Here is a 19,324-nt window from a genome sequence, read left to right as displayed (position 1 = left end):
CCAAACTAGCGCCGCTAGTTTCCGGGGTCCAGGGGGTGCCTCCTCAGTGCCGCTGGTGATCTTTGTCGCGTTGCCGGGTCCCCGGCACCCGTGCCCGCTCCTTCCCGGTGTCCCCGCCCTTCCTGGCGCCGCCCCGGAGGCCGAGCCCGGCGGCCACGAACAGCAGCCCGCCCAGCATCACGAAGGGCGCCGCCGTCCCCGCCACCCCCGCGATCAGGCCCGCCGAGGCGGGCGCCGCGACCTGCCCGAGCCGGTTCCCGGTCAGCCGGAGGGCGAGCGCGGTGGAGCGCGCCTCGGTGGGGGCGGCCTGCACGACCGTGCTCATGGACAGCGGCTGGCCCACGCCGAGGCAGAAGCCGAGGACGACCAGCATCACGCCGAGCGCCCACACCGGCGCGGGCAGCGCGATGCCCGCGCACAGCACCGCCGCCAGCAGGCACGTGGTGGCGATCAGGGCGGTCCTGCCGAGCCAGTTGATGAGCGGGGTCATGACCAGGCGGCAGGCGACCGTGGCGCCCGCGCGCAGGCTGAGCAGCACGCCGACCACGGACGGCGCGATGCCCCGGTGCTCGCCGACGACCGGCAGATACGCGGTGAGGATGTCGGTGGCCGACAGGACGGCGAGGCTGATGAAGATGCCGCCGGGCACGCCACGGGTGCGCAGGATGCGGTGCACGGGGACCTTGGCGCCCTGCTTGGCCCGCGCCCCCTCCCCCGTACGACGGGACTCGATGCGCCACAGCGAGGTCACGGCCATCGCGCAGACGCCCGCCGCGACGAGCAGCGCGAGCGCGCTGGTGCCCGCCATGTCGTGGCCGTCGATGAGGAAGCCGGCGGCGATCGGCCCGACGAGCTGGCCGAGGGAGGCGCCGATGGTGAAGTGGCCGAAGTTGCGGTCCTGTTCGGCGGGCGCGGACTGCCGGGCCACGATCGACTGGGCGCCGATCACGAAGCAGAGGTGCCCGAGGCCCATGACACCGCTCCAAGCGGCCATCGCGACCAGGGAGTTCGCGAGACCGCTCAGCGCGCAGCCGCCCGCGATGAGCACGACGCCGACGGGGAGCAGCGGCGCGCACCGCCCGTGGTCCGTGCGGCGGCCGAGCGGCACGGCGGCGAACAGCGGGAGCAGCGCGTAGACCCCCGCGATGACGCCGACGGCACGCTCGTCGGCGCCGAGCGCGAGGGCCCGGTAGGAGACCGCGGGCCGCGCCATCGACACCGCCCCCTGCGCGAAGCTGAAGGCGATGACGAGGCGGAGCAGCCAGGCACGGCTCATGAGGTCACGTGATTCATCGGGTCACACAATTCCGAACAGCAGACCGGCGCCGAGGACGACCAGCGCGGTCAACGCCGCCCATTTCACGGTGAACTTGGTGTGGTCGCCGAACTCGACCTTAGCCATGCCCACGAGCACGTACACCGCCGGGACCAGGGGGCTCGACATGTGCAGCGGCTGACCGGCGAGCGAGGCGCGGGCGATCTCCAGGGTCGAGACGCCGTGCGCGTTCCCGGCCTCGGCGAGCACCGGCAGGATGCCGAAGTAGAAGCCGTCGTTGGACATGAAATACGTGAACGGGATGGACAGCACGCCCGTGACGAGCGCCATGTGCGGGCCCATCCAGTCGGGGATCCCGCCGACGACCCACTCGGCCATGTGGTCGACCATGCCGGTGCCCTGGAGCACGCCGGTGAAGACGGCCGCGGCGAAGACCATGCCCGCGACGTTGAGGACGTTCTCGGCGTGCGCGCCGATCCGGGCCTTCTGGTCGGTCATGTTCGGGTAGTTGACCGAGAGGGCGAGCGCGGCGCCGAGCATGAACAGCACCGGGATCGGCAGCAGTTCCATGATCATGGCGGTCAGCAGGGCGACCGTGAGCAGCGCGTTGAACCAGTAGAGCTTCGGCCGCAGGGTGGCCCGGTTCGGGTCGAGCCCGGAGAAGGTCTCGCCGTCCTCGTTCTCGTACGAGGGCGCGGCCGCGGAGCCGCCACCGACGCCGGCACCGGAGGTGCCCTTGCCGCCGCTCCCGGCCCCGACGAGCACCTTCTCGTCGGCGGTCTCGGTGACCTTGAGCTCCTCGTCCAGGGACAGGTAGCCGAGCCGCTTGCGCTCGCGGCGCCCGAGGACGTACGAGAGGGCGAACACGAAGAGCAGGCCGACGGCGAGCGCCGGGATCATCGGTACGAAGATGTCGCTGGCGTCCACCTTGAGCGCGGTGGCCGCGCGGGCGGTCGGGCCGCCCCAGGGCAGCGTGTTCATCACGCCGTTGGCGGTCGCGGCGACACCGGTCATCACGACGAGGCTCATCTTCAGGCGCTTGTACAGCGGGTACATCGCCGAGACGGTGATCATGAAGGTGGTGGAGCCGTCGCCGTCGAGCGAGACGATCGCGGCGAGCACGGCGGTGCCGACGACGATCCGGACGGGGTCGGCCTTCGCGAACTTCAGGATGCCGCGCACGATCGGGTCGAAGAGGCCGACGTCGATCATCACGCCGAAGTAGACGATGGCGAACATCAGCATGGCGGCGGTCGGCGCGAGATCGCCCACGCCGTCGAGGACGTAGTCGCCGAGGTGCGCGCCCTTGCCCACCAGGACGCAGAACAGCGCCGGTATGAGCACGAGCGCCGCGATGGGCGACACCTTCTTCATCATGATCAGCACCAGGAAGGTGGCGATCATCCCGAATCCGAGGATGGTCAGCATGGGGAGGGCCCTCTCACGTCTACGTTCGCCTTCGAACAGCCGCCGTGGGGGGAGGCAGCCAGCGAGACGCTAGGTGGGCCGAACCCGCGTTAACAAGATGTTGACGCGTGAGCAATAAGCGCAGAACTCCAGGTCACGGCGGTGTGACGGGGACGGAGGGGGCCGGCCGGTCCAGCACCCGCGCCAGATACGCCCGCAGCAGCTCCCGCACCTCCGCGATGATCGCCGCGTCCCCCCGCACCGGGTCGACGCGGAACGCGAGGCGCACCAGCGCGTCGGCGGACTCCACCGCCACCAGGAACGTGCGGCGCAGGGCCGCGTCGGGGGCGCGGTCGAGGTGCGGGGCGAGGAGGTCCGTGAGGGTGTCGGCGACGCGGTGGTTGGGGTCGGAGTCCGGTGCGCCCACCGGGAGCTGGGTGCCGAAGTCGACCAGGGAGAAGCCCGGCGCCGTGCGTTTCATCGCGAGGTACTCGTCGAGGACGGCGTCCATCGCGGCCCGCCAGTCGCCGGTGGGGACGGCCGAGAGCCGGGCCGTGACCCGCCGCACGTACCGTTCCAGGTTCCGGTCGGCCAGCGCGTCGACCAGCGCCCTCTTGTTGCCGAAGAAGCGGTAGACCGAGCCGATGGGGACCTCGGCGCGCTGCGCTACGGCGCGGGTGCTCAGCTCGTCGTAGCCCGTCTCGTCGAGGAGTTCGGCGCAGGCGTCGAGGATCCTGGTCAGGCGTTCGGCGCTGCGTCGCTGAACGGGCGTGCGGCGCAGGGACGTTGGGCGGTCCATGCGGGTCAGCCTACGGGGAGGCGGTCACGTCGGCCGTCGCCTCCACCGGGTCTTCAGCGACCGCCCACACCGTGTGGTCGTCGGCGTACAGGCGGGCGGTGAGCTGGTGGGTGCCGCGGCGCAGCGCGGCGCCGGGCAGGTGGTGGTCGACGGTGCGCAGGCGGGCCAGACGGCGGCCGTCGAGGTAGAGCTGCGCGTAGCCGCGGCCGTGGACGGCGCGGGCCGGGGTGCCCGCGGGGCTGAGGCGGAAGCGGCGCACCTGGATCCGTACGTCCCAGCCGCCTCCGGGGCCGCTGCGCGGCTTCACGATCAGGCCGATCTCCGGCGCGCCCTTCTCGGGTATCCGGCGCAGGTGGTGCCCTTCGCCGTCGGTGCGGTCCAGGACCTCGCCGACCCGCCGCGGCCCGCTGTCCGGGTCGCCGCAGCCGCCGACGCCCGCGAGAAGCGCGCAGGTCAGCAGGGTCGCGGCGACCGCGCGCGGCGGCAGGACTGTGGGCATGGGACGGACGGTAGAGGACCGTCGGCGTCCGCGGATCCCCCGCGGGGAGGACGGTCGCGGGCCGCGCGTCGGCCGTCCGGCGGACGGAACGGTGTCTTGCGCCGCCCTCCCCCGAATCCTACGGTGAACCATAGGAATCATTGACGAGGGAGCGATGATGAGCGGGGACGTACGCAAGACCGCGGCGGCGCTGGGCTATCTGTCCGGTTTCGGCAACGAGCACAGTTCCGAGGCCGTGCCGGGCGCCCTGCCCGAGGGGCGCAACTCACCGCAGCGCGCGCCGCTCGGCCTGTACGCGGAGCAGCTCAGCGGCGCCGCGTTCACCGAGCCGCGGGCGCACAACCGCCGCTCGTGGCTGTACCGGATCCGCCCGTCGGCGGCGCATCCGGAGTTCACCCGGGTCGACAACGGGTCGGTGCGCACGGCCCCGTTCGCCGAGACCGTCCCCGACCCCAACCGCCGCCGCTGGGACCCGCTGCCCGAGCCGGCGCCCGGCACGGACTGGCTGGCGGGCCTGTGGACGCTGGGCGGCAACGGGGACGCGACGCAGCGCGGCGGTATGGCCGTGCACCTCTACCACGCCAACTCCCCCATGACGGGGCGGGTGTTCAGCGACTCCGACGGCGAGCTGCTGATCGTGCCCGAGCGCGGCGGGCTGCTGCTGCGCACCGAGTTCGGGCTGCTCGCCGCCGCGCCGGGCGAGGTCGCGCTGATCCCGCGCGGTGTCCGCTTCCGCGTGGAGCTGCTCGACGAGTCGGCCCGCGGGTACGTGTGCGAGAACTACGGCGCGCCCTTCCGCCTCCCCGACCTCGGCCCGATCGGCGCCAACGGCCTGGCGAACGCGCGGGACTTCAGGGCGCCGGTCGCCGCGTACGAGGACACCGACGGGCCGGTCGAGGTGGTGAACAAGTTCTGCGGCAACCTCTGGACGGCCCACTACGACCACTCCCCGCTCGACGTCGTCGCCTGGCACGGCAACCACGTCCCGTACGTGTACGATCTGCGCCGCTTCAACGTCATCGGCTCGATCTCGTACGACCACCCGGACCCGTCGATCTTCACGGTGCTGACGTCACCCACGGACACGCCCGGCCTCGCGGGTGTGGACTTCGTCGTCTTCGCGCCGCGCTGGCTGGTGGGCGAGGACACGTTCCGGCCGCCGTACTTCCACCGGAACGTGATGAGCGAGTACATGGGGCTCATCGAGGGCGCGTACGACGCGAAGACCGCCGGGAAGGGAGGCTTCGTGCCGGGCGGCGGCTCGCTGCACAACATGATGTCGGCGCACGGGCCCGACCGGGAGACGTTCGACAGGGCGAGCGCCGCCGAGCTGAAGCCGCAGAAGGTGGACGACGGACTGGCCTTCATGTTCGAGACGCGCTGGCCCGTCACCCTGGCCCCGCAGGCCGCGACGGCCGGGCATCTTCAGCGCGGGTACGACGACGTGTGGCGCGGCCTGGAGCGCCATTTCCGCGGCTAGCCGCAGGCCCCCGGCGGACGCCGCATTGCACCACCGCCCCCACGACCGGTACGGATAACCCGTGACGCCATTCGCCCCGGACTCGATCGTCCTGAACCGCAAATTGCCGCTCTGGTATCAGGTGTCGCAGTCCCTGCGCGCCTCGATACTCGGGAGGTCGCCGCAGGACCCGTTGCGCCTGCCCACCGAGGAGCAGCTCGCGGGCCACTACGGGGTCTCGGTCCTCACCATGCGTCAGGCGCTGAAGGAACTGGAGGACGAAGGGCTCATCACGCGGCACCGGCGGCGCGGGACCTTCATCGAGCCGGATGCCCAACAGGGCTCCCCGGTCCGGCTGTTGGGTTCGGTCGACGCGATCGTGGCGCAGCAGTCCGGCATGACGACGCGGCTGCTCGACCACGGCACGGTGCCGGTGCCGGTGGCCTTCGCCGAGCACTTTCCGGGGGTGTCGGCCGTTCCCGCGTACCACCGGTTGCGCTCCGACGAGAAGACCGGCGAGCCGACGAACCACGCCCGCAACTACCTCCGGCCGGACCTGGGGGCGCGGGTCGACCTCGCGGATCTGGAGCGGTGGCCGATGACGAAGGTGCTGCGGGACGTGGTCGGCGTCCGCATCAGCCGCATCACGGACTCGGTGCAGGCGAGGTTGGCGGATCCGGAGACGGCGAGGTTGCTGGAGGTGCCGTTGCTCAGTCCGATCCTGCACTACACGGGGGTCACGTACGACGAGGACGGCCGCGTCCTCGACGTCGCGGTCATCCACTACCGCGGCGACCGCTTCTCCTTCACGATGACCCTCGACGCCGACTGACCCCACCCCCGGGGCTCCGCCCCGAACCCCGCTGCTCAATCGCCGCAGGGGCTAAGGGCTTGAAGAGCCTGCTCGATCGCCGCAGAGGCTCGAAAGGCCTGCTCAATCGCCGCAGGGGCTTGAGGTGCGCCTACTCGATCGGCGGCGAAGGAGGCAATTCAAGCCTCGCCGGCGTTTGAGGCGCGGGGGCCGGGGCGGAGCCCCGAGGCGTCGGGCACGGGAGCCGCCTGCTCAATCGCCGCAGGGGCTCCAGGGTTTCAGCCCCGCCGGCGTTTGAGGCGCGGGGTTCGGGGCGGAGCCCCGAGGCGTTGGGCACGGGAGCCGTCTGCTCAATCGCCGCGGGGGCTTGAGAAGCCTGCTCGATCGGCGGCGAGGGAGAGAGAGTTACAGCCTCGCCGGCGTTTGAGGCGCGGGGTTCGGGGCAGAGCCCCGGGGCCGGAACCCGTCGTGACCGGCGCGGAAACGGAGGGCCGTAGCATGCCGGGCGTGACGAACGACCCGCTCGGTGGCGCGGCGCGCCTCATGGACCTGATGCCGTGGTCCACCGCCCCCCTCCGCCCGGGCCGCCCCTGGCCCATCGCCCCGGACGCCGCAACCCTGAAGTCCCGCTGGGACACCCTCATGCGCGCCGACGAACCCACCCGCACCACCCTCCTCGAACCCTCCCGCACCCGCACCCTGCACACCGCCACCGCCCAACTCCCCGGCCAGCCCACCGGCACGGAGCCCCTCGCCCACGCCACCGGCCCCTGCCCGCCCCCCGTGCCCCTGCTGCACGGCCCGTTCGACGAGCAGTGGCTCATCCCGGACCAGCGGCTGCTGGACGCGGCGCGGCCGGAACTGTGGCGGGTCGCGGACGCGCGGCAACTGTTCCTCGTCGAGCAGGGGTACGTGTCCGGCGCCACCGGCCCCGCCCTCCTCGCGTCGGCCGTCCTCCCCGAGGGCCGCTCCCCCGCGGGCCGCCCCGGCCGCATCCGCCCGCTGTACCGCCGCCCCGGCGGCGCCGAGCCGAACGTGGCGCCTGGCCTGCTCACGCACCTCTCCGGCCTGTACGACACGGAGGTGCCGGCCGCCGACCTGTTCGCGTGGATCCTCGCGGTGGGCACCCGCGCCGGCTCCCCCGACGTCCTCGTGCCGCTGCCGGACGACGCCGACGTCTGGGCGCGCGGCGTCGAACTGGGGCGCCGCGTCCTGTGGCTGGAGCGGCGCGGCGCGGACGGCGAGCGCCCCAGACTGCCCGGCGGCCGCCGCCCCTACGTGCGGGCCCCGCTGCCGGACCGCCCCACGGCAATCCTCTACGACCGCGAGGAGGAGGCCCTCCTCATCGGCGACGGCCGCATCTCCCCGGTCCCGGCGGCGGCCTGGGACTTCCACGTGAGCGGCGTCGGGGTCCTGGAGCAGTGGTTCGCGCGCCGCACCGCGCCCGCGGAACCCGGCACGCTGGCGGCCGTGCGCCCGAGCACCTGGCCGCAGGCGTGGACGTCCCAGCTCCTGGAACTGGTCACGGTGCTGACCCTGCTGGCCGACCTCGGCCCGCTCCAGGACGAGGTCCGCGAGGCGGCCCTCGCCGACCCGCTGACCGCGCGGGACCTGGAACGGGCCCGCGTCCTGCCGGTGCCGGACGCGGCCCGCCGCCCGGCGTCGGTCCTGGACCACCAGGAGGAGGGGCCGGGCGGCCAGTTCGCGATCCTGTGACACGGCCCGCCCCCCGCCACCCGGCTCACACCGCCGCGAACCCCTCCAGCGTCCGCCGCAGCGCCCGCTCGAACACCGCCTCCAGGTCGATGGGCCCCGCGTCCTCGGCGAACGACGCCGCGAGCCGCGGGTAGCGGCCCGAGGCCAGCTGCCCGCCCAAGTAGGCGATCCGGACGGCCTGTTCCTGTTCGGCGGACCACGGCAGGGAGCGGGTGCGCTCGGCGGTCGCGATCTCGTTGGCGACGTACGTCGTGACCACGCTCGTCACCGCCGCGATCAGCTCCATCTTCGTGCCAAAGGGCAGGTCGAGCGGGTCGAGGCAGGCCAGGCAGTACTCCAGGTACCGGAGCGCGTTCGGGCTGAAGCCGTAGACCGGCGACATCAGGCGGGGCAGCCACGGGTGGCGGTGCATCAGCGTCCGCGCCTGCCGGGCGAGCCCCATCAGATCCGCGCGCCAGTCGCCGCTCGGCTCCGGGAACGCGTACTCGGCGCTGACGGCGTCGACCATCAGCTCGTACAGGTCCTCCTTGCGCGGCACGTAGTTGTACAGCGACATCGTGCCCATGCCCAGCTCACCGGCGATCTTCCGCATGGACACCGCGTCGATGCCCTCGGCGTCGGCGACGCGGACCGCCGTCGCCGCGATGTCGGCCCTGCTGTGCGCGGGCCTGGGCCCCCGCCCGGCGCGCTCGGGGCGCGCCCAGATCACTTCGGGTTCGGCCGCTCGGCCCGCCATTGATCATCACCTCGCGCACCATCCTAGTTACGTACACCGTACGTAGTGCGCTACGGTGGGGCCATGACTTCTACGTACGCTGTACTTAGTGAGGGTCTGGAGAAGCGCTTCGGCAGCGGACCGAAGGCCGTGCACGCCGTACGCGGACTGGATCTCGCGGTCCGCGAGGGCACGGTCTGCGGTCTGCTCGGGCCCAACGGCGCGGGCAAGACGACCGCCGTCCGGCTGCTCACGACGCTGCTCAGGCCCGACGCCGGCACCGCGCGTGTCGCGGGGCACGACCTCACCGCCGACCCGGGGTCCGTCCGCCGCCGCATCGGCGTCACCGGCCAGTACGCCTCGGTCGACGGCGATCTCACGGGACGGGAGAACCTGCGCCTGTTCGCGCGCCTGCTGCGCGCGCCGCGCGCCCGTTCCCGCGCCGACGAGCTGATCGAGCGCTTCGAGCTGACGGACGCCGCCGACCGGCCGGCCCGTACGTACTCCGGAGGCATGCGCCGCCGCCTCGACCTGGCGGCGAGCCTCATCACCCGGCCCGCCGTGCTCTTCCTCGACGAGCCGACGACAGGCCTCGACCCGCACAGCAGGAACGGCATCTGGGAGGCCGTGCGCGAGCTGTCCCGCGAGGGCACGACCGTCGTGCTGACCACGCAGTACCTGGAGGAGGCCGACCAGCTCGCCGACGACATCGTGCTGATCGACGAGGGCCGCGCCGCCCACACGGGCACGCCCGCCGCCCTCAAGGCGCAGATCGGCCACTACGCGGAGGTCGTCGTGGCGCGGGACGCGGGCGAGCGGGCGCTGCACGCCGCCGCCGTCGTCCTCGACCAGCTCACCGGCGCCCGGCCCCACGTGGACGCCGAGCGCCGCACCGTCGGCGCGGTCGTCCTCGACCCGGCGGTCACGCTCCCCCGCGTGGTCCGCGAACTCGACGCCTCCGGTGTCCCGTTGCTCGACGCGACACTGCGCCCGCCCACCCTCGACGAGGTGTTCCTGCGCCTCACCGCCACCGGTTCCACCGCGCCCCAGGAGGCCGCCGCATGAGCACCGCGATCCTGTACGACGGCACGGCCATGCTCGGCCGCCACCTCCAGCGCGTCCGGCACGCCCCGGCGATCCTGATCCTGACGCAGACGATGCCGATCGTGTTCCTGCTGTTCTTCGGCTACGTCTTCGGCTCCGCGCTCGCCATGCCCGGCAGCGACTACCGGGCCTTCCTGGTGCCGGGCATGCTCGTCGCGACGGCGGCGGGCGGCATCATGACGGGCATGTTCGGCGCCGCCCAGGACGCGCACCGGGGCGTGATGGACCGCTTCCGTACGCTGCCGATGAGCCGGGCCGCGGTGCCGCTCGGGCAGGCGGTCGCCGATCTGCTGACGACGGCGGCCGGGCTCGTGCCGCTGGTGCTCGTGGGGCTCGCGATGGGGTGGCGGATCGAGGGCGGACTGCCGGGCGCGCTCGGCGCGTTCGGGCTGCTGCTGCTCTTCCGGTTCGCGACGACCTGGGTCGGCATCCTGCTGGGGCTCGCCTCGCAGAGCGAGGAGGCGGCGGGCCAGCTGGGCAGCGCCACGTTCATGCTGCCGCTGCTGTCCAACGCGTACATCCCCACCGACGGGATGCCGGGCTGGGTGCGCACGGTCGCCGAGTGGAACCCGATCAGCGCCGTCGCCACGGCCGTGCGCGACCTGTTCGGCAACGCGCCGGTGCCGCACGGCGCGGCCTGGCCGGTGACGCATCCGGTGGCGGGCTCGCTGGTGTGGTGCGCGGTGCTGCTCGCGGTGTGCGTGCCGCTCGCCGTCCGCCGCTACGCGCGCGGCGGACGGTGAACGGGCCGTGCGCGACGGCTACTTCTGCGGTGCGAGCGCCGGACCGAGCGAGGAGAACTTCTCCTGGGACACGATCCGCTTCGGCGGCCACGTGATGTTGTTCGGCGGCCACTTCTGCCCGGTCTTCTTCAGGAACCAGGCCGGCGGCTCGTACATGGGCGGCTCATAGCCCTCGGGGATCGCCGTCTTCCACTCGACGTCCTTCGTGCGCTCCTCGAACTCGTCCTTGATCGCCTTCAGCCGCTCCGGCTGGGTGATCAGGTCGACCGCCGTGGCGGCGAGGTACTTGGCGGCGGCCAGCACCGCGGCCTGGCCGGGCGCCGCGGCGGCGCAGGCGGCCGTGGACCAGGTGTGCATCTTCGTGCCGATCGGCGCGAGCGCGGAGCCCATCGACACCGTCGGCACGTTCCAGCTGATGTCCGCGACGTCGGTGGAGCCGCCCCCGAGGAACACCGGGTCCGGCGGCTTGAGTTCGGCGACCTCGTCGTGCATGCCGGACTCGGGAAGGCCGAGGGACTTCTGGAGGTCCTTGGCCAGCTCGTGGGCCTCGTCGGAGAATTTCGGCGGGCCGATCCGCCGCATGTTGTCGTGGAGCAGTTCCGCGAAGGACTTGGACGGCAGCTGGTTCCAGCAGGCCGAGGTGATGCGGTGCTGGACCTTCGTCTGCGAGGCCTTGGCGGCGGCCTCGGAGATGGCGATGACCTTGTCGAGCAGCACCTGGACGCGGGCGGTGCTGCCCTCGCGCACGTAGTAACTGATCTCGGCGATCTCCGGAGTGACGTTCGGGATGTCGCCGCCATTGTTGATCACCCAGTGGAGCCGGGCGCTCGGCGCCATGTTCTCCTCGCGCAGGAACTCCGACATCGTCGCCATCATCACGGCGGCGTCGAGCGCCGACTTGTTGCCGAGCGGGGTGCCGCCGTGTCCGGCCACGCCGAGGAACGTGAAGGTCACGGCGGTCATGGCGTTGGTGGTGCCCCAGCCGGTGGCGTTGGCGGTGGAGGGGTGCCAGTCGAGGAAGGCGTCGAGCCCCTCGTACACGCCCTTGCTCACCGCGTACGTCTTGCCGATCAGGGTCTCCTCGGCGGTGGAGCCGAAGAACTTCACGGTGACGGGCAGCTTGTGCTTCTTCGCGGCCTGGGCGACCGCGGCGGCTGCGGCGGCGGCCGCCGTGCCGAGCGCGCTGTGTCCGCAGCCGTGGCCCGGCCCGTAGCCCGGGGCGAAGGGGTCGTGGACGTACTCGCGGGGGTCGTGGTGGCCGACGCCCTTGTGCTGGGAGAGGCCGGGCAGCGCGTCGTACTCGCCGCTGAAGCCGAGGGCCGGGCCACCGCTGCCGTACGTGTAGGTCGCGGTGAACGCGGTCGGGAAGCCGGCCGTGCCGAACTTCACGTCGAATCCGGCCCGTTCGAGGAAACCGGCCTCGGCGAGCGAGGAGTTCCACTCGCGCAGCGAGAGCTCGGCGTGCTCCCAGATCTCCTCGTTCAGGCCCGTGATGCGGGAGCTGTTGGCGCCGATCCAGTCCAGGGCCGAGGACTTGGCCGCGCTGTCCTTCGCGAGACCTTCGGGGGCTTTGTATGCGGCGCCGTCGGCGGGCACCTCGTCCGCCGCGGCGGCCATCGCCGGGTCGGCCTGGGCCGTCATCGCGGCCGTGGTCACTCCGGCCGCGCCGAGCATCTGCATGATCCGGCGTCTGCTGATCTGCGGTCCGGACGCGAGCTGGGGCATCTCGTGCTCGTGGTGGTCGTGCAGGTCACACACGCGTACCTCCGGGGGTGAGGTGGGTGTAGCTGTAACGGGCAACGATGATCACGCGCCACACTGACCCCTGGAGGTTGCCCCGTCAACATCCGTGCGTGACAAGGGCGTTACGAGACGTTCGCAGACGGGGGCACGACAAAGGCCCGCATCGCCCTCCGTGCCGGAGCGTCCGCCGCATGCCGTGGGGATGACGGTCGCTGTGGTGCATAGCGGAACGCCGGACGGCGCGGAGGGGCGATACGGGCCCTGCCTTTTTTCTTGGACGACGACCTTGCTAGTGGCCGCCGAACAGCGAGCGACGAAGCCGTCGCAGAGGCGCGAAGAGAGAGACCCTCCGCACTCGCGCGCGACTGCCGCTGCGCTCGTGCGCCGAGTCCCGCGTGGTCAGCTCGCGCATCAACGTCGTCGCCTCCACCGTCTCGCGCTGCGGTACGGCAGGGCCGCCGAGCACCGAGAGATGGCGGTCGAGACGCGAACTCGTCGCGCTGCTCCCGCAGGTGATCGCAGGCACACGCGGCCTGCTGCGCACTGTTATCTGTTCCATGTCACTCCCCACCCGTACGAGGGCACTCAGCCCGGGCAGGTTAACCCTATCGCCCCATCCCGGCACTCGTGTATCCCGGTGGCGGCATTCACGTCCCCCATAAGGGGGTTGACGGTTCGAATCCGCTCACTCTCCGAATCCGACGGATTCCAGGGCGAGTTGGACAACTGGGACGGTTGTGGGCCGCTTCGAGCCGCCCTGCGGTTCCGTCGTCACAGCGAGTGACGAGGCGTCCGGAGTCAAGCCGGTGGCCACCACCGGCGTGTCGGAGCCGTCGTCGGGCAGCACGGCGAGGGAGCGCGGCGGCTGCGACGGCTCCATCAGCCACAGTTGGTGCGCCCGTCCCGCGGGGGGCGGTTCCAGGCCTGTGACAGTGATCACCGCGCTGCCCCGCTCCGGGGACGCGACGACGCCCAGCCCGTCCGCACGCACGGCCTGCGCGTCCGGCGCCGCGAGCACCCGCGTCACCTCCCGCGCCACGGCCCGCTGTTCGTCGAGCCGGTCGGACGTGCGCTCCAGCTGCACGGCGAAGAGCGCGGCGACGACGAGCGCGCCCGCCCCCGTGGCGACGCCGAGCGGGATCAGCAGCCCCCGCGCGCGTGGAGCGGCGCGTGGCCGGTCCACCGCCCCGGCCGCCCCGCGCTCCCCCGTCCCCGTATCCGTCTGCGCCGCCGGGACCTGCGCGGTGAGCCGGGCCGCGGTCAGGACCCGCTCGCGCAGCGCGGCGGGCGGCTGCACGGCGGCCGAGCAGGCGAGCCGCACGGAGCTCTCCGTCAGGGCGCGCACCTCGTCGGCGCACTCCTCGCAGTGCTTCAAGTGCCGCTCGAAGCGGGCGTGTTCGCCGCGCTCCAGCGCGTTGAGGGCGTAGGGCGCGGTGAGGGAGTGGACGCGGCGGCCGGGCCCAAGGCGGTGGCGCAGCGGGGTCCGGCGGTTCACGCGGCGTCCCCCAGGCAGGCGCGCAGCCGGGAGAGCCCGTCGCGCATCCGCGTCTTGACCGTGCCGAGCGGCACCGAGAGGCGCTGCGCGACCTCCCGGTAGGTGTAGCCCTCGTAATAGGCGAGCGTCACGGAGCTGCGCTGGAGGTCGGTGAGCGCTTCGAGGCAGCGGCGCACCCACTCGCGGTCCAGGTTCGTCTCGACCTGCTCGGCGACCTCGTCGAAGGCGGTGCCGTGCCAGCGGCTCGCGGCCCGCTGCTCGCGCTCCCTGGCGGCGCGCGCCTGCCGCACCCGGTCGACCGCTCTGCGGTGGGCGTGGGTGAGCACCCACGCCATGGCGGTGCCGCGGCGGGGGTCGAAGCGGGCGGCGTCCCGCCACAGTTCGAGGAACACCTCCTGGGTGACCTCCTCGGACTGGGCGGGGTCCCGCAGGACGCGGAGCACCAGCCCGTACACCGCGCCCGACACCGTTTCGTACAGCTCCTCGTACGCCCGCACGTCGCCCTGCCCGACCAGCGGCAGCAGTTTGTCCACCCGCATCGGTTCCCCTCCCGTCGGCGGCGCGGCCCGGTGCCGCGCCGCCCCCACTGGGTCGTTCGCGGCCGGGCCCGGTCCGGATCGGGGGCGGCGCGAACTTTCGCCGAGAGGTACGGGCGGGCGGGGGCGCGGCGTCCAATGCGCGCCGGACCAATCCGCCCGGCGACGCGGACCGAATGGCTTGGCGTCAACCGCACTTCGTGCACGGACCGCGTGAGGACGTAAGCCATGACCTCTCTGTCAGCGAAGCCACCGGAAGCGTCGGCTTCGGCAAGCCACGAACCGGCGCGCGGAAGGCCGGCCGGGCCCGTCCGCGCGCGCATGCGTCGCCGGGGGCTCGCGCTCCTGGTCTGCGGCGGCCTGGCCGCGGGCGGTCTCGCGGCCGTGGGCGCCACGGGCGTCGGCCCGCAGCGGGCGGACGCCTCCAGTCACCGGGAGGCCCCGCTGATCTCGGGGCAGCCCCAGTACGACAACACGGACGTGTACGCGTTCGTGAGCCCCGACAGGCCGGACACCACGACCCTGGTCGCCAACTGGACGCCCTTCGAGGAACCGGCGGGCGGACCGAACTTCTACCCGTTCCCCGAGGACGCCCAGTACGACGTACACATCGACAGCGACGGCGACGCGCAGGGCGACCTGCTGTACCGGTGGACGTTCCACACGCAGACGAAGAACGGCAACACGTTCCTCTACAACACCGGTCCCGTGGAGAGCCTCGACGACCCGGACCTGAACGTCACGCAGACGTACGACATCGACCTGCTGCGTCTGAAGGACCAGAAGGTCGTGTCGAAGTCGAAGATCGCCGACGACGCCCCGGTGGCGCCGTCGAACGTCGGCAAGGCGTCGATGCCCGACTACAAGAAGCTGCGCGACCAGGCGGTGAAGAAGGTCGGCGGCGGCGTCACCTCGTACGTGGGCCAGGCCGACGACCCGTTCTTCCTCGACCTGCGCGTCTTCGACCTGCTGTACGGCGGGGACCTCTCGGAGGTCGGCCGGGACACCCTCAAGGGCTACAACGTCAACACCGTCGCCCTCCAGGTGCCCACCGCGTTCCTGACGGAGTCGAAGGACCAGCCGGTCATCGGCGTGTGGTCGACGACGCAGCGCAAGGACGCCCAGGGCCACTGGAAGCAGGTGTCGCGGCTCGGCAGCCCGCTGGTCAACGAGGTCGTGAACCCGCAGAAGGTCAAGGACCGCTTCAACGCGTCCTCGCCGTGGAACGACAGCCAGTTCCTGCCGTTCGTGACGGAGCCCGAGCTGCCGAAGCTGATGGAGTCGATCTACAAGATCAAGGCTCCGAAGACGCCGCGCAACGACCTGGTGGACGTCTTCCTCAAGGGTGTGAAGGGCCTCAACCAGCCGCCGGGCGTGCGCCCGTCGGAGATGCTGCGGCTCAACACGTCGATACCGCCGACGAGTTCCCCGAAGCGGCTGGGTGTCCTCGACGGCGACAAGGCGGGCTTCCCGAACGGGCGCCGGCTGAGCGACGACATCGTGGACGCCGAACTCCAGGTCGTCGAGGGCGAACTCCTCGGCAAGAAGAACGACCTGGGCGACGCCGTCGACGCCAACGACAAGAAGTTCGAGTCGTCGTTCCCGTACGTGGCGCTGCCCACGGAGGGCTCGCGCGGTCCGCTCGCCAAGAGCAAGTCGCAGTCCGACACCGAGGTCCGCGACCAGCTGACCGGCAGCTCGGTGCCCTCGGACTCCGGTGACGACAACACGCTCGTGACGGCGTCCATCGCCGTGGCGGGCGCCGGGTTCCTGCTGCTGGCCACCGGGCTCCTGTGGTGGCGCGGCCGCAGCCGGCGCCGCTCGGGCTTCGGCCCGCCGCCGCCGTTCTCCGGCTGAAGCCCGGCACCTGAAGCAGTCCACAGACCGGCGCGGCCCGCGTGCCAGATCCTCCCCACCGCGGGCCGCGCCCACCACACGTCCAAGGAGCGCGCAATGCAGGTCTTGTCCGGCAAGGGCGGCGGGGCGACGGGGTTCGGGCGGCTGCTCGCGCTCGGCGCCTCGCTCGCCCTCGCCCTCACCGCGGGGGCCCTGGTCGCCGAGGACGACGCCCCGCCGAGGGCCGCGACGACGCGGACCGCCGTGAACCCGGCGCCGGCCCGGCTCGCCTCCGGCGATCTCGACGAGGGCGTCAAGGCGCTGCAACGGCACCTGAAGGCCCAGCCGAGGGACCACTCGTCGTGGGCCTCGCTCGGCACCGCGTACATCGAGCAGGCGCGGGTGAGCGCGGACCCGTCGCGCTACCCGCAGGCCGAGCGCGCCCTGGCCCGCTCCCTGAAGCTGCGCCCCGGCAACGACCCGGCGCTCGCCGGACGGGCCGCCCTCGCGGCGGCCCGCCACGACTTCCACGCGGCCCTGCGCCTGTCCCGCGAGGCCCTCGCCGTGAACCCCTACAGCGAGGCGGCGCTGGCCCTGCGCGTCGACGCCCTCGTCGAACTCGGCGACTACAAGCGCGCGTCGACGGCGGCCAAGGCGGCGGACGCGCGCCGCCCCGGCATCCCGAGCTTCACCCGCTTCGCATACGTTCACGAACTGCGCGGCGACGCCACGACCGCCCGCACGGTCCTCACCCGCGCCCTGTCCAGCGCCACCGCCCCCGGCGACGTCTCGTACGTGGCCACCGCCCTCGGGCAACTCGCCTGGCGGCAGGGCGCGTACAAGGCCGCCCTGCGCCACTACGCGACGGCGCTGCGCGCGGACCCGGACGCCGTCGCCGCCCTGGAGGGGCGGGGCCGGGCACGGGCCGCGAGCGGCGACACGGCGGGCGCGATCCGCGACCTGAGGGCGGTCGTGGCGCGCGCCCCGCTGCCGACGGCGCTGGTGGAGCTGGGCGAGCTGTACGAAGCGCGCGGCGACCGGGCGGCGGCGAAGCGGCAGTACGCCCTGGTCGGCACGTGGCTGCGGCTCGCGCGCGCGGGCGGCGTGGACGTCGACCTGGACACGGCGATCGCGTCGACCGAGCACGGCGACCCCGTCGCGGCCCTCAAGGCGGCGCGCGCCGAGTGGGGGCGCCGGCACACCGTGCACACGGCGGACGCGCTCGCCTGGGCGCTGCACGTCAACGGCCGCGACAAGGAAGCGCTGCCGTACGCCCGCGAGGCCACCCGCACCGGCTACGACGAGGCCGCGTTCCTCTACCACCGGGGCGTGCTCGAACTCTCCGTGGGTGACCGCTCCGAGGGCCGCGACCTGCTGCGCGAGGCCCTGGACCGCAACCCCGCCTTCTCCCCGCTGGGCGCGAAGGCGGCCCGCGCGGCCCTCGCGGCGTCCGCCGACGGCACCGGGGGCGGGCGATGAGGTCACGCGAGGAGGTGTGGCGGTACGTCCGCGTACGGCTGTGGCGGCGGTACGTGGTGCTCCCCGTGGTGGCGGGCGCGGCCGCCGTGGGGCTGCTGCTCGTGTCCGCGCCGGGGGCCGCCGCGCACCCGCTCGGGAACTTCACCGTCAACCACTACGACGGGCTGCTCGTGCGGCCCGATGTCCTGCGCGTCGACCACGTGGAGGACCTGGCGGAGATCCCGGCGCAGCAGGTGCGGCCCGAGGTCGAGGCGCGAGGGCGGGCCCGGTGGGCGAAGGAGCGGTGCGCGGACGCCGCGCGCCGGACCGACGTCACGGTCGACGGGCGCCGCACCGCGCTGACGGCGGGCGCGGCCCGCGCCGACGTGCGGCCCGGCCAGGCGGGGCTCACCACGCTGCGCGTGGAGTGCGCCTTCACCGCGCCGCTGCCGCGCGGCGAGCGGGTGCGCGTCGAACTGCGCACCGGCGCGGCCAAGGGGCCGGGGTGGCGCGAGATCACGGCGCGCGGCGACCGGACGACGCTCACCGCGTCGAACGTGCCCACCACGTCCAACTCGGCGCGCCTGACCCGGTATCCGAAGGATCTGCTGTCCTCGCCGCCCGACCGGACCGCCGCCGCGGTGACGGCCGCGCCCGGCGGTCCGGCGGCGTCGGCCCCGGGCGCGGACAAGGCGACCGGGTCCGAGGTGCTCCCGCGCGGCGCCGACCGCTGGACGGAGGCGCTCACCGGTCTGGTGTCGCGCCACGAACTGACGCCCGGATTCGCCGCGTTGGCCCTCGGTATCGCCCTCGTCCTCGGCGCGCTGCACGCCCTCGCGCCCGGCCACGGCAAGACCCTGATGGCGGCGGCCGCCGCGGCCCGCACCCGGGCCCGGATGCGCGACGTACTGCCGCTCGCGGCCTCCGTCACCGTCACCCACACCCTCGGCGTGATCGCCCTGGGCATCCTCGTCACGGCGGGCTCCGCGGCCGCGCCCTCCGTGATCGCCTGGCTGGGCCTGGCGAGCGGCCTGCTGGTGACGGCGGCCGGGGTGGGCCTGCTGCGCAGGGCGTGGCGGTACCGGAGGGCCACGCACGGCCATACGCACGGCCACGGCCACGGGCACGGCCATGGGCACCCACACGGACACGGACACGGACACGAGCACGACCATGCGCACGGCCACGACCACGCCCACCCGCACCCGCACCCGCACCCGCACCCGCACCCGCACACCCATCCCATGCCACAACCCACACTCCGCGGCACCCTGTTCCTCGGGTTCGCCGGAGGGCTCGTGCCCAGCCCGTCCGCCGTGGTCGTGCTCGTGGGCGCGGCGGCGCTCGGCAAGGCGTGGTTCGGGCTGCTGCTGGTGTTCGGCTACGGTGCCGGGCTCGCGCTCACCCTCACGGTGGTGGGTCTCGCGGTGGTGCGGATCGGCGGCCGGATCACGCGGGCGCTGGCCGGACTGCCGCGCCCCGGAGGGGGTCCGCTCGCCGCGCTCGCGCGCCGCGGGCTGAGCCGCGCGGTGCCGTTCGGATCGGCGTTCGTCGTGGTGGTGCTCGGCTGCGGATTGGTGTTCAGGGGGGCGGCAACGGCACTGGGCTGAGCTACTTTTGTTCGTACTTGTCGTGCCGCGCATGCTTGTCTTGCCGCGAAGGGGGCGCCCGTGGTGGAGCGTGTGGTCGCCGGACGGTACCGGCTGCTCGATCCGCTCGGGGAGGGC

The 19,324-nt window shown here is 73.2% G+C and carries 17 protein-coding genes; 8 read left to right on the top strand and 9 right to left on the bottom strand.

Annotated elements, in window-relative coordinates; translation table 11 throughout:
* Positions 1-43: 43 nt before the first annotated feature.
* From ACYBSK_RS10140 to ACYBSK_RS10125, 4 genes are all read right to left on the bottom strand, one after another.
* Positions 44-1,276: an MFS transporter gene (locus tag ACYBSK_RS10140; RefSeq protein WP_460245845.1), complete on the bottom strand. Its 1,233-nt coding sequence runs from the start codon at positions 1,274-1,276 to the stop codon at positions 44-46.
* 21 nt (positions 1,277-1,297) lie between these two features.
* On the bottom strand, positions 1,298-2,704 hold the full coding sequence (locus tag ACYBSK_RS10135; protein WP_457476557.1) for a CitMHS family transporter: 1,407 nt from the start codon (positions 2,702-2,704) through the stop codon (positions 1,298-1,300).
* A 133-nt stretch (positions 2,705-2,837) separates the two neighbouring features.
* Entirely contained in the window at positions 2,838-3,482 is a 645-nt protein-coding gene (locus ACYBSK_RS10130) for a TetR family transcriptional regulator (RefSeq protein ID WP_460245844.1), read from the bottom strand.
* A gap of 10 nt (positions 3,483-3,492) precedes the next feature.
* Positions 3,493-3,981 carry a hypothetical protein gene (locus tag ACYBSK_RS10125; RefSeq protein ID WP_460245843.1) on the bottom strand — a complete coding sequence of 163 codons (489 nt, stop codon included), beginning with the start codon at positions 3,979-3,981 and terminating at the stop codon, positions 3,493-3,495.
* A gap of 157 nt (positions 3,982-4,138) precedes the next feature.
* Here ACYBSK_RS10125 and hmgA point away from each other — a divergent pair, with 157 nt between their 5' ends.
* The 3 genes from hmgA to ACYBSK_RS10110 all read left to right on the top strand — a co-directional run bounded on the left by hmgA (position 4,139) and on the right by ACYBSK_RS10110 (position 7,967).
* The gene (hmgA, locus tag ACYBSK_RS10120; RefSeq protein WP_460245842.1) at positions 4,139-5,461 is read left to right on the top strand and encodes a homogentisate 1,2-dioxygenase; all 1,323 of its coding nucleotides are present in this window, start codon (positions 4,139-4,141) and stop codon (positions 5,459-5,461) included.
* 61 nt (positions 5,462-5,522) lie between these two features.
* A complete protein-coding gene (locus ACYBSK_RS10115; protein WP_460245841.1) occupies positions 5,523-6,272 on the top strand; it encodes a GntR family transcriptional regulator in 750 nt (249 codons plus the stop codon).
* A 477-nt stretch (positions 6,273-6,749) separates the two neighbouring features.
* On the top strand, positions 6,750-7,967 hold the full coding sequence (locus tag ACYBSK_RS10110; protein ID WP_460245840.1) for a type ISP restriction/modification enzyme: 1,218 nt from the start codon (positions 6,750-6,752) through the stop codon (positions 7,965-7,967).
* A 25-nt stretch (positions 7,968-7,992) separates the two neighbouring features.
* Here the strand turns inward: ACYBSK_RS10110 and ACYBSK_RS10105 are convergent, their stop codons facing one another.
* Positions 7,993-8,703, bottom strand: coding sequence for a TetR/AcrR family transcriptional regulator (locus tag ACYBSK_RS10105; protein WP_460245839.1), 711 nt, complete (start codon positions 8,701-8,703; stop codon positions 7,993-7,995).
* A 63-nt stretch (positions 8,704-8,766) separates the two neighbouring features.
* Between ACYBSK_RS10105 and ACYBSK_RS10100 the strand changes: the two genes are divergently transcribed.
* Together ACYBSK_RS10100 and ACYBSK_RS10095 are read left to right on the top strand one after the other, a co-directional pair.
* Positions 8,767-9,747 carry an ATP-binding cassette domain-containing protein gene (locus tag ACYBSK_RS10100; protein ID WP_460245838.1) on the top strand — a complete coding sequence of 327 codons (981 nt, stop codon included), beginning with the start codon at positions 8,767-8,769 and terminating at the stop codon, positions 9,745-9,747.
* Positions 9,744-10,529 carry an ABC transporter permease gene (locus ACYBSK_RS10095; RefSeq protein ID WP_460245837.1) on the top strand — a complete coding sequence of 262 codons (786 nt, stop codon included), beginning with the start codon at positions 9,744-9,746 and terminating at the stop codon, positions 10,527-10,529. The genes ACYBSK_RS10100 and ACYBSK_RS10095 overlap by 4 nt, the downstream gene beginning before the upstream one ends.
* A gap of 18 nt (positions 10,530-10,547) precedes the next feature.
* On the opposite strand, the gene ACYBSK_RS10090 is transcribed toward ACYBSK_RS10095, so the two are convergent.
* From ACYBSK_RS10090 to sigK, 4 genes are all read right to left on the bottom strand, one after another.
* On the bottom strand, positions 10,548-12,287 hold the full coding sequence (locus ACYBSK_RS10090) for an amidohydrolase (RefSeq protein ID WP_457476548.1): 1,740 nt from the start codon (positions 12,285-12,287) through the stop codon (positions 10,548-10,550).
* Between the two features lie 274 nt (positions 12,288-12,561).
* Complete coding sequence (locus ACYBSK_RS10085) at positions 12,562-12,831, bottom strand: hypothetical protein (RefSeq protein ID WP_457476547.1); 270 nt, start codon at positions 12,829-12,831, stop codon at positions 12,562-12,564.
* Between the two features lie 126 nt (positions 12,832-12,957).
* Positions 12,958-13,767: an anti-sigma factor gene (locus ACYBSK_RS10080; protein ID WP_460245836.1), complete on the bottom strand. Its 810-nt coding sequence runs from the start codon at positions 13,765-13,767 to the stop codon at positions 12,958-12,960.
* On the bottom strand, positions 13,764-14,306 hold the full coding sequence (gene sigK, locus ACYBSK_RS10075; RefSeq protein WP_457476545.1) for an ECF RNA polymerase sigma factor SigK: 543 nt from the start codon (positions 14,304-14,306) through the stop codon (positions 13,764-13,766). The genes ACYBSK_RS10080 and sigK overlap by 4 nt, the downstream gene beginning before the upstream one ends.
* Positions 14,307-14,624: 318 nt before the next feature.
* Between sigK and ACYBSK_RS10070 the strand changes: the two genes are divergently transcribed.
* The 3 genes from ACYBSK_RS10070 to ACYBSK_RS10060 all read left to right on the top strand — a co-directional run bounded on the left by ACYBSK_RS10070 (position 14,625) and on the right by ACYBSK_RS10060 (position 19,207).
* Positions 14,625-16,160, top strand: coding sequence for a DUF4331 domain-containing protein (locus tag ACYBSK_RS10070; RefSeq protein WP_460245835.1), 1,536 nt, complete (start codon positions 14,625-14,627; stop codon positions 16,158-16,160).
* A gap of 96 nt (positions 16,161-16,256) precedes the next feature.
* A complete protein-coding gene (locus tag ACYBSK_RS10065; protein ID WP_460245834.1) occupies positions 16,257-17,618 on the top strand; it encodes a tetratricopeptide repeat protein in 1,362 nt (453 codons plus the stop codon).
* On the top strand, positions 17,615-19,207 hold the full coding sequence (locus ACYBSK_RS10060; protein WP_460245833.1) for a nickel transporter: 1,593 nt from the start codon (positions 17,615-17,617) through the stop codon (positions 19,205-19,207). The genes ACYBSK_RS10065 and ACYBSK_RS10060 overlap by 4 nt, the downstream gene beginning before the upstream one ends.
* The last annotated feature ends 117 nt before the right edge of the window (positions 19,208-19,324 follow it).

Source organism: Streptomyces sp. BYX5S, from assembly GCF_054724165.1.
The sequence above is the reverse complement of the archived record's forward strand: the minus strand, read 5'-3'. Positions and strand labels throughout refer to the sequence as shown.

Coding starts and splice junctions, on each gene's coding strand:
- ACYBSK_RS10140 (WP_460245845.1), bottom strand. CDS start 1,276: ATGAGCCGTGCCTGGCTGCTCCGCCTCGTCATCGCCTTCAGCTTCGCG.
- ACYBSK_RS10135 (WP_457476557.1), bottom strand. CDS start 2,704: ATGCTGACCATCCTCGGATTCGGGATGATCGCCACCTTCCTGGTGCTG.
- ACYBSK_RS10130 (WP_460245844.1), bottom strand. CDS start 3,482: ATGGACCGCCCAACGTCCCTGCGCCGCACGCCCGTTCAGCGACGCAGC.
- ACYBSK_RS10125 (WP_460245843.1), bottom strand. CDS start 3,981: ATGCCCACAGTCCTGCCGCCGCGCGCGGTCGCCGCGACCCTGCTGACC.
- hmgA (WP_460245842.1), top strand. CDS start 4,139: ATGAGCGGGGACGTACGCAAGACCGCGGCGGCGCTGGGCTATCTGTCC.
- ACYBSK_RS10110 (WP_460245840.1), top strand. CDS start 6,750: ATGCCGGGCGTGACGAACGACCCGCTCGGTGGCGCGGCGCGCCTCATG.
- ACYBSK_RS10105 (WP_460245839.1), bottom strand. CDS start 8,703: ATGGCGGGCCGAGCGGCCGAACCCGAAGTGATCTGGGCGCGCCCCGAG.
- ACYBSK_RS10100 (WP_460245838.1), top strand. CDS start 8,767: ATGACTTCTACGTACGCTGTACTTAGTGAGGGTCTGGAGAAGCGCTTC.
- ACYBSK_RS10095 (WP_460245837.1), top strand. CDS start 9,744: ATGAGCACCGCGATCCTGTACGACGGCACGGCCATGCTCGGCCGCCAC.
- ACYBSK_RS10085 (WP_457476547.1), bottom strand. CDS start 12,831: ATGGAACAGATAACAGTGCGCAGCAGGCCGCGTGTGCCTGCGATCACC.
- sigK (WP_457476545.1), bottom strand. CDS start 14,306: ATGCGGGTGGACAAACTGCTGCCGCTGGTCGGGCAGGGCGACGTGCGG.
- ACYBSK_RS10070 (WP_460245835.1), top strand. CDS start 14,625: ATGCGTCGCCGGGGGCTCGCGCTCCTGGTCTGCGGCGGCCTGGCCGCG.
- ACYBSK_RS10065 (WP_460245834.1), top strand. CDS start 16,257: ATGCAGGTCTTGTCCGGCAAGGGCGGCGGGGCGACGGGGTTCGGGCGG.
- ACYBSK_RS10060 (WP_460245833.1), top strand. CDS start 17,615: ATGAGGTCACGCGAGGAGGTGTGGCGGTACGTCCGCGTACGGCTGTGG.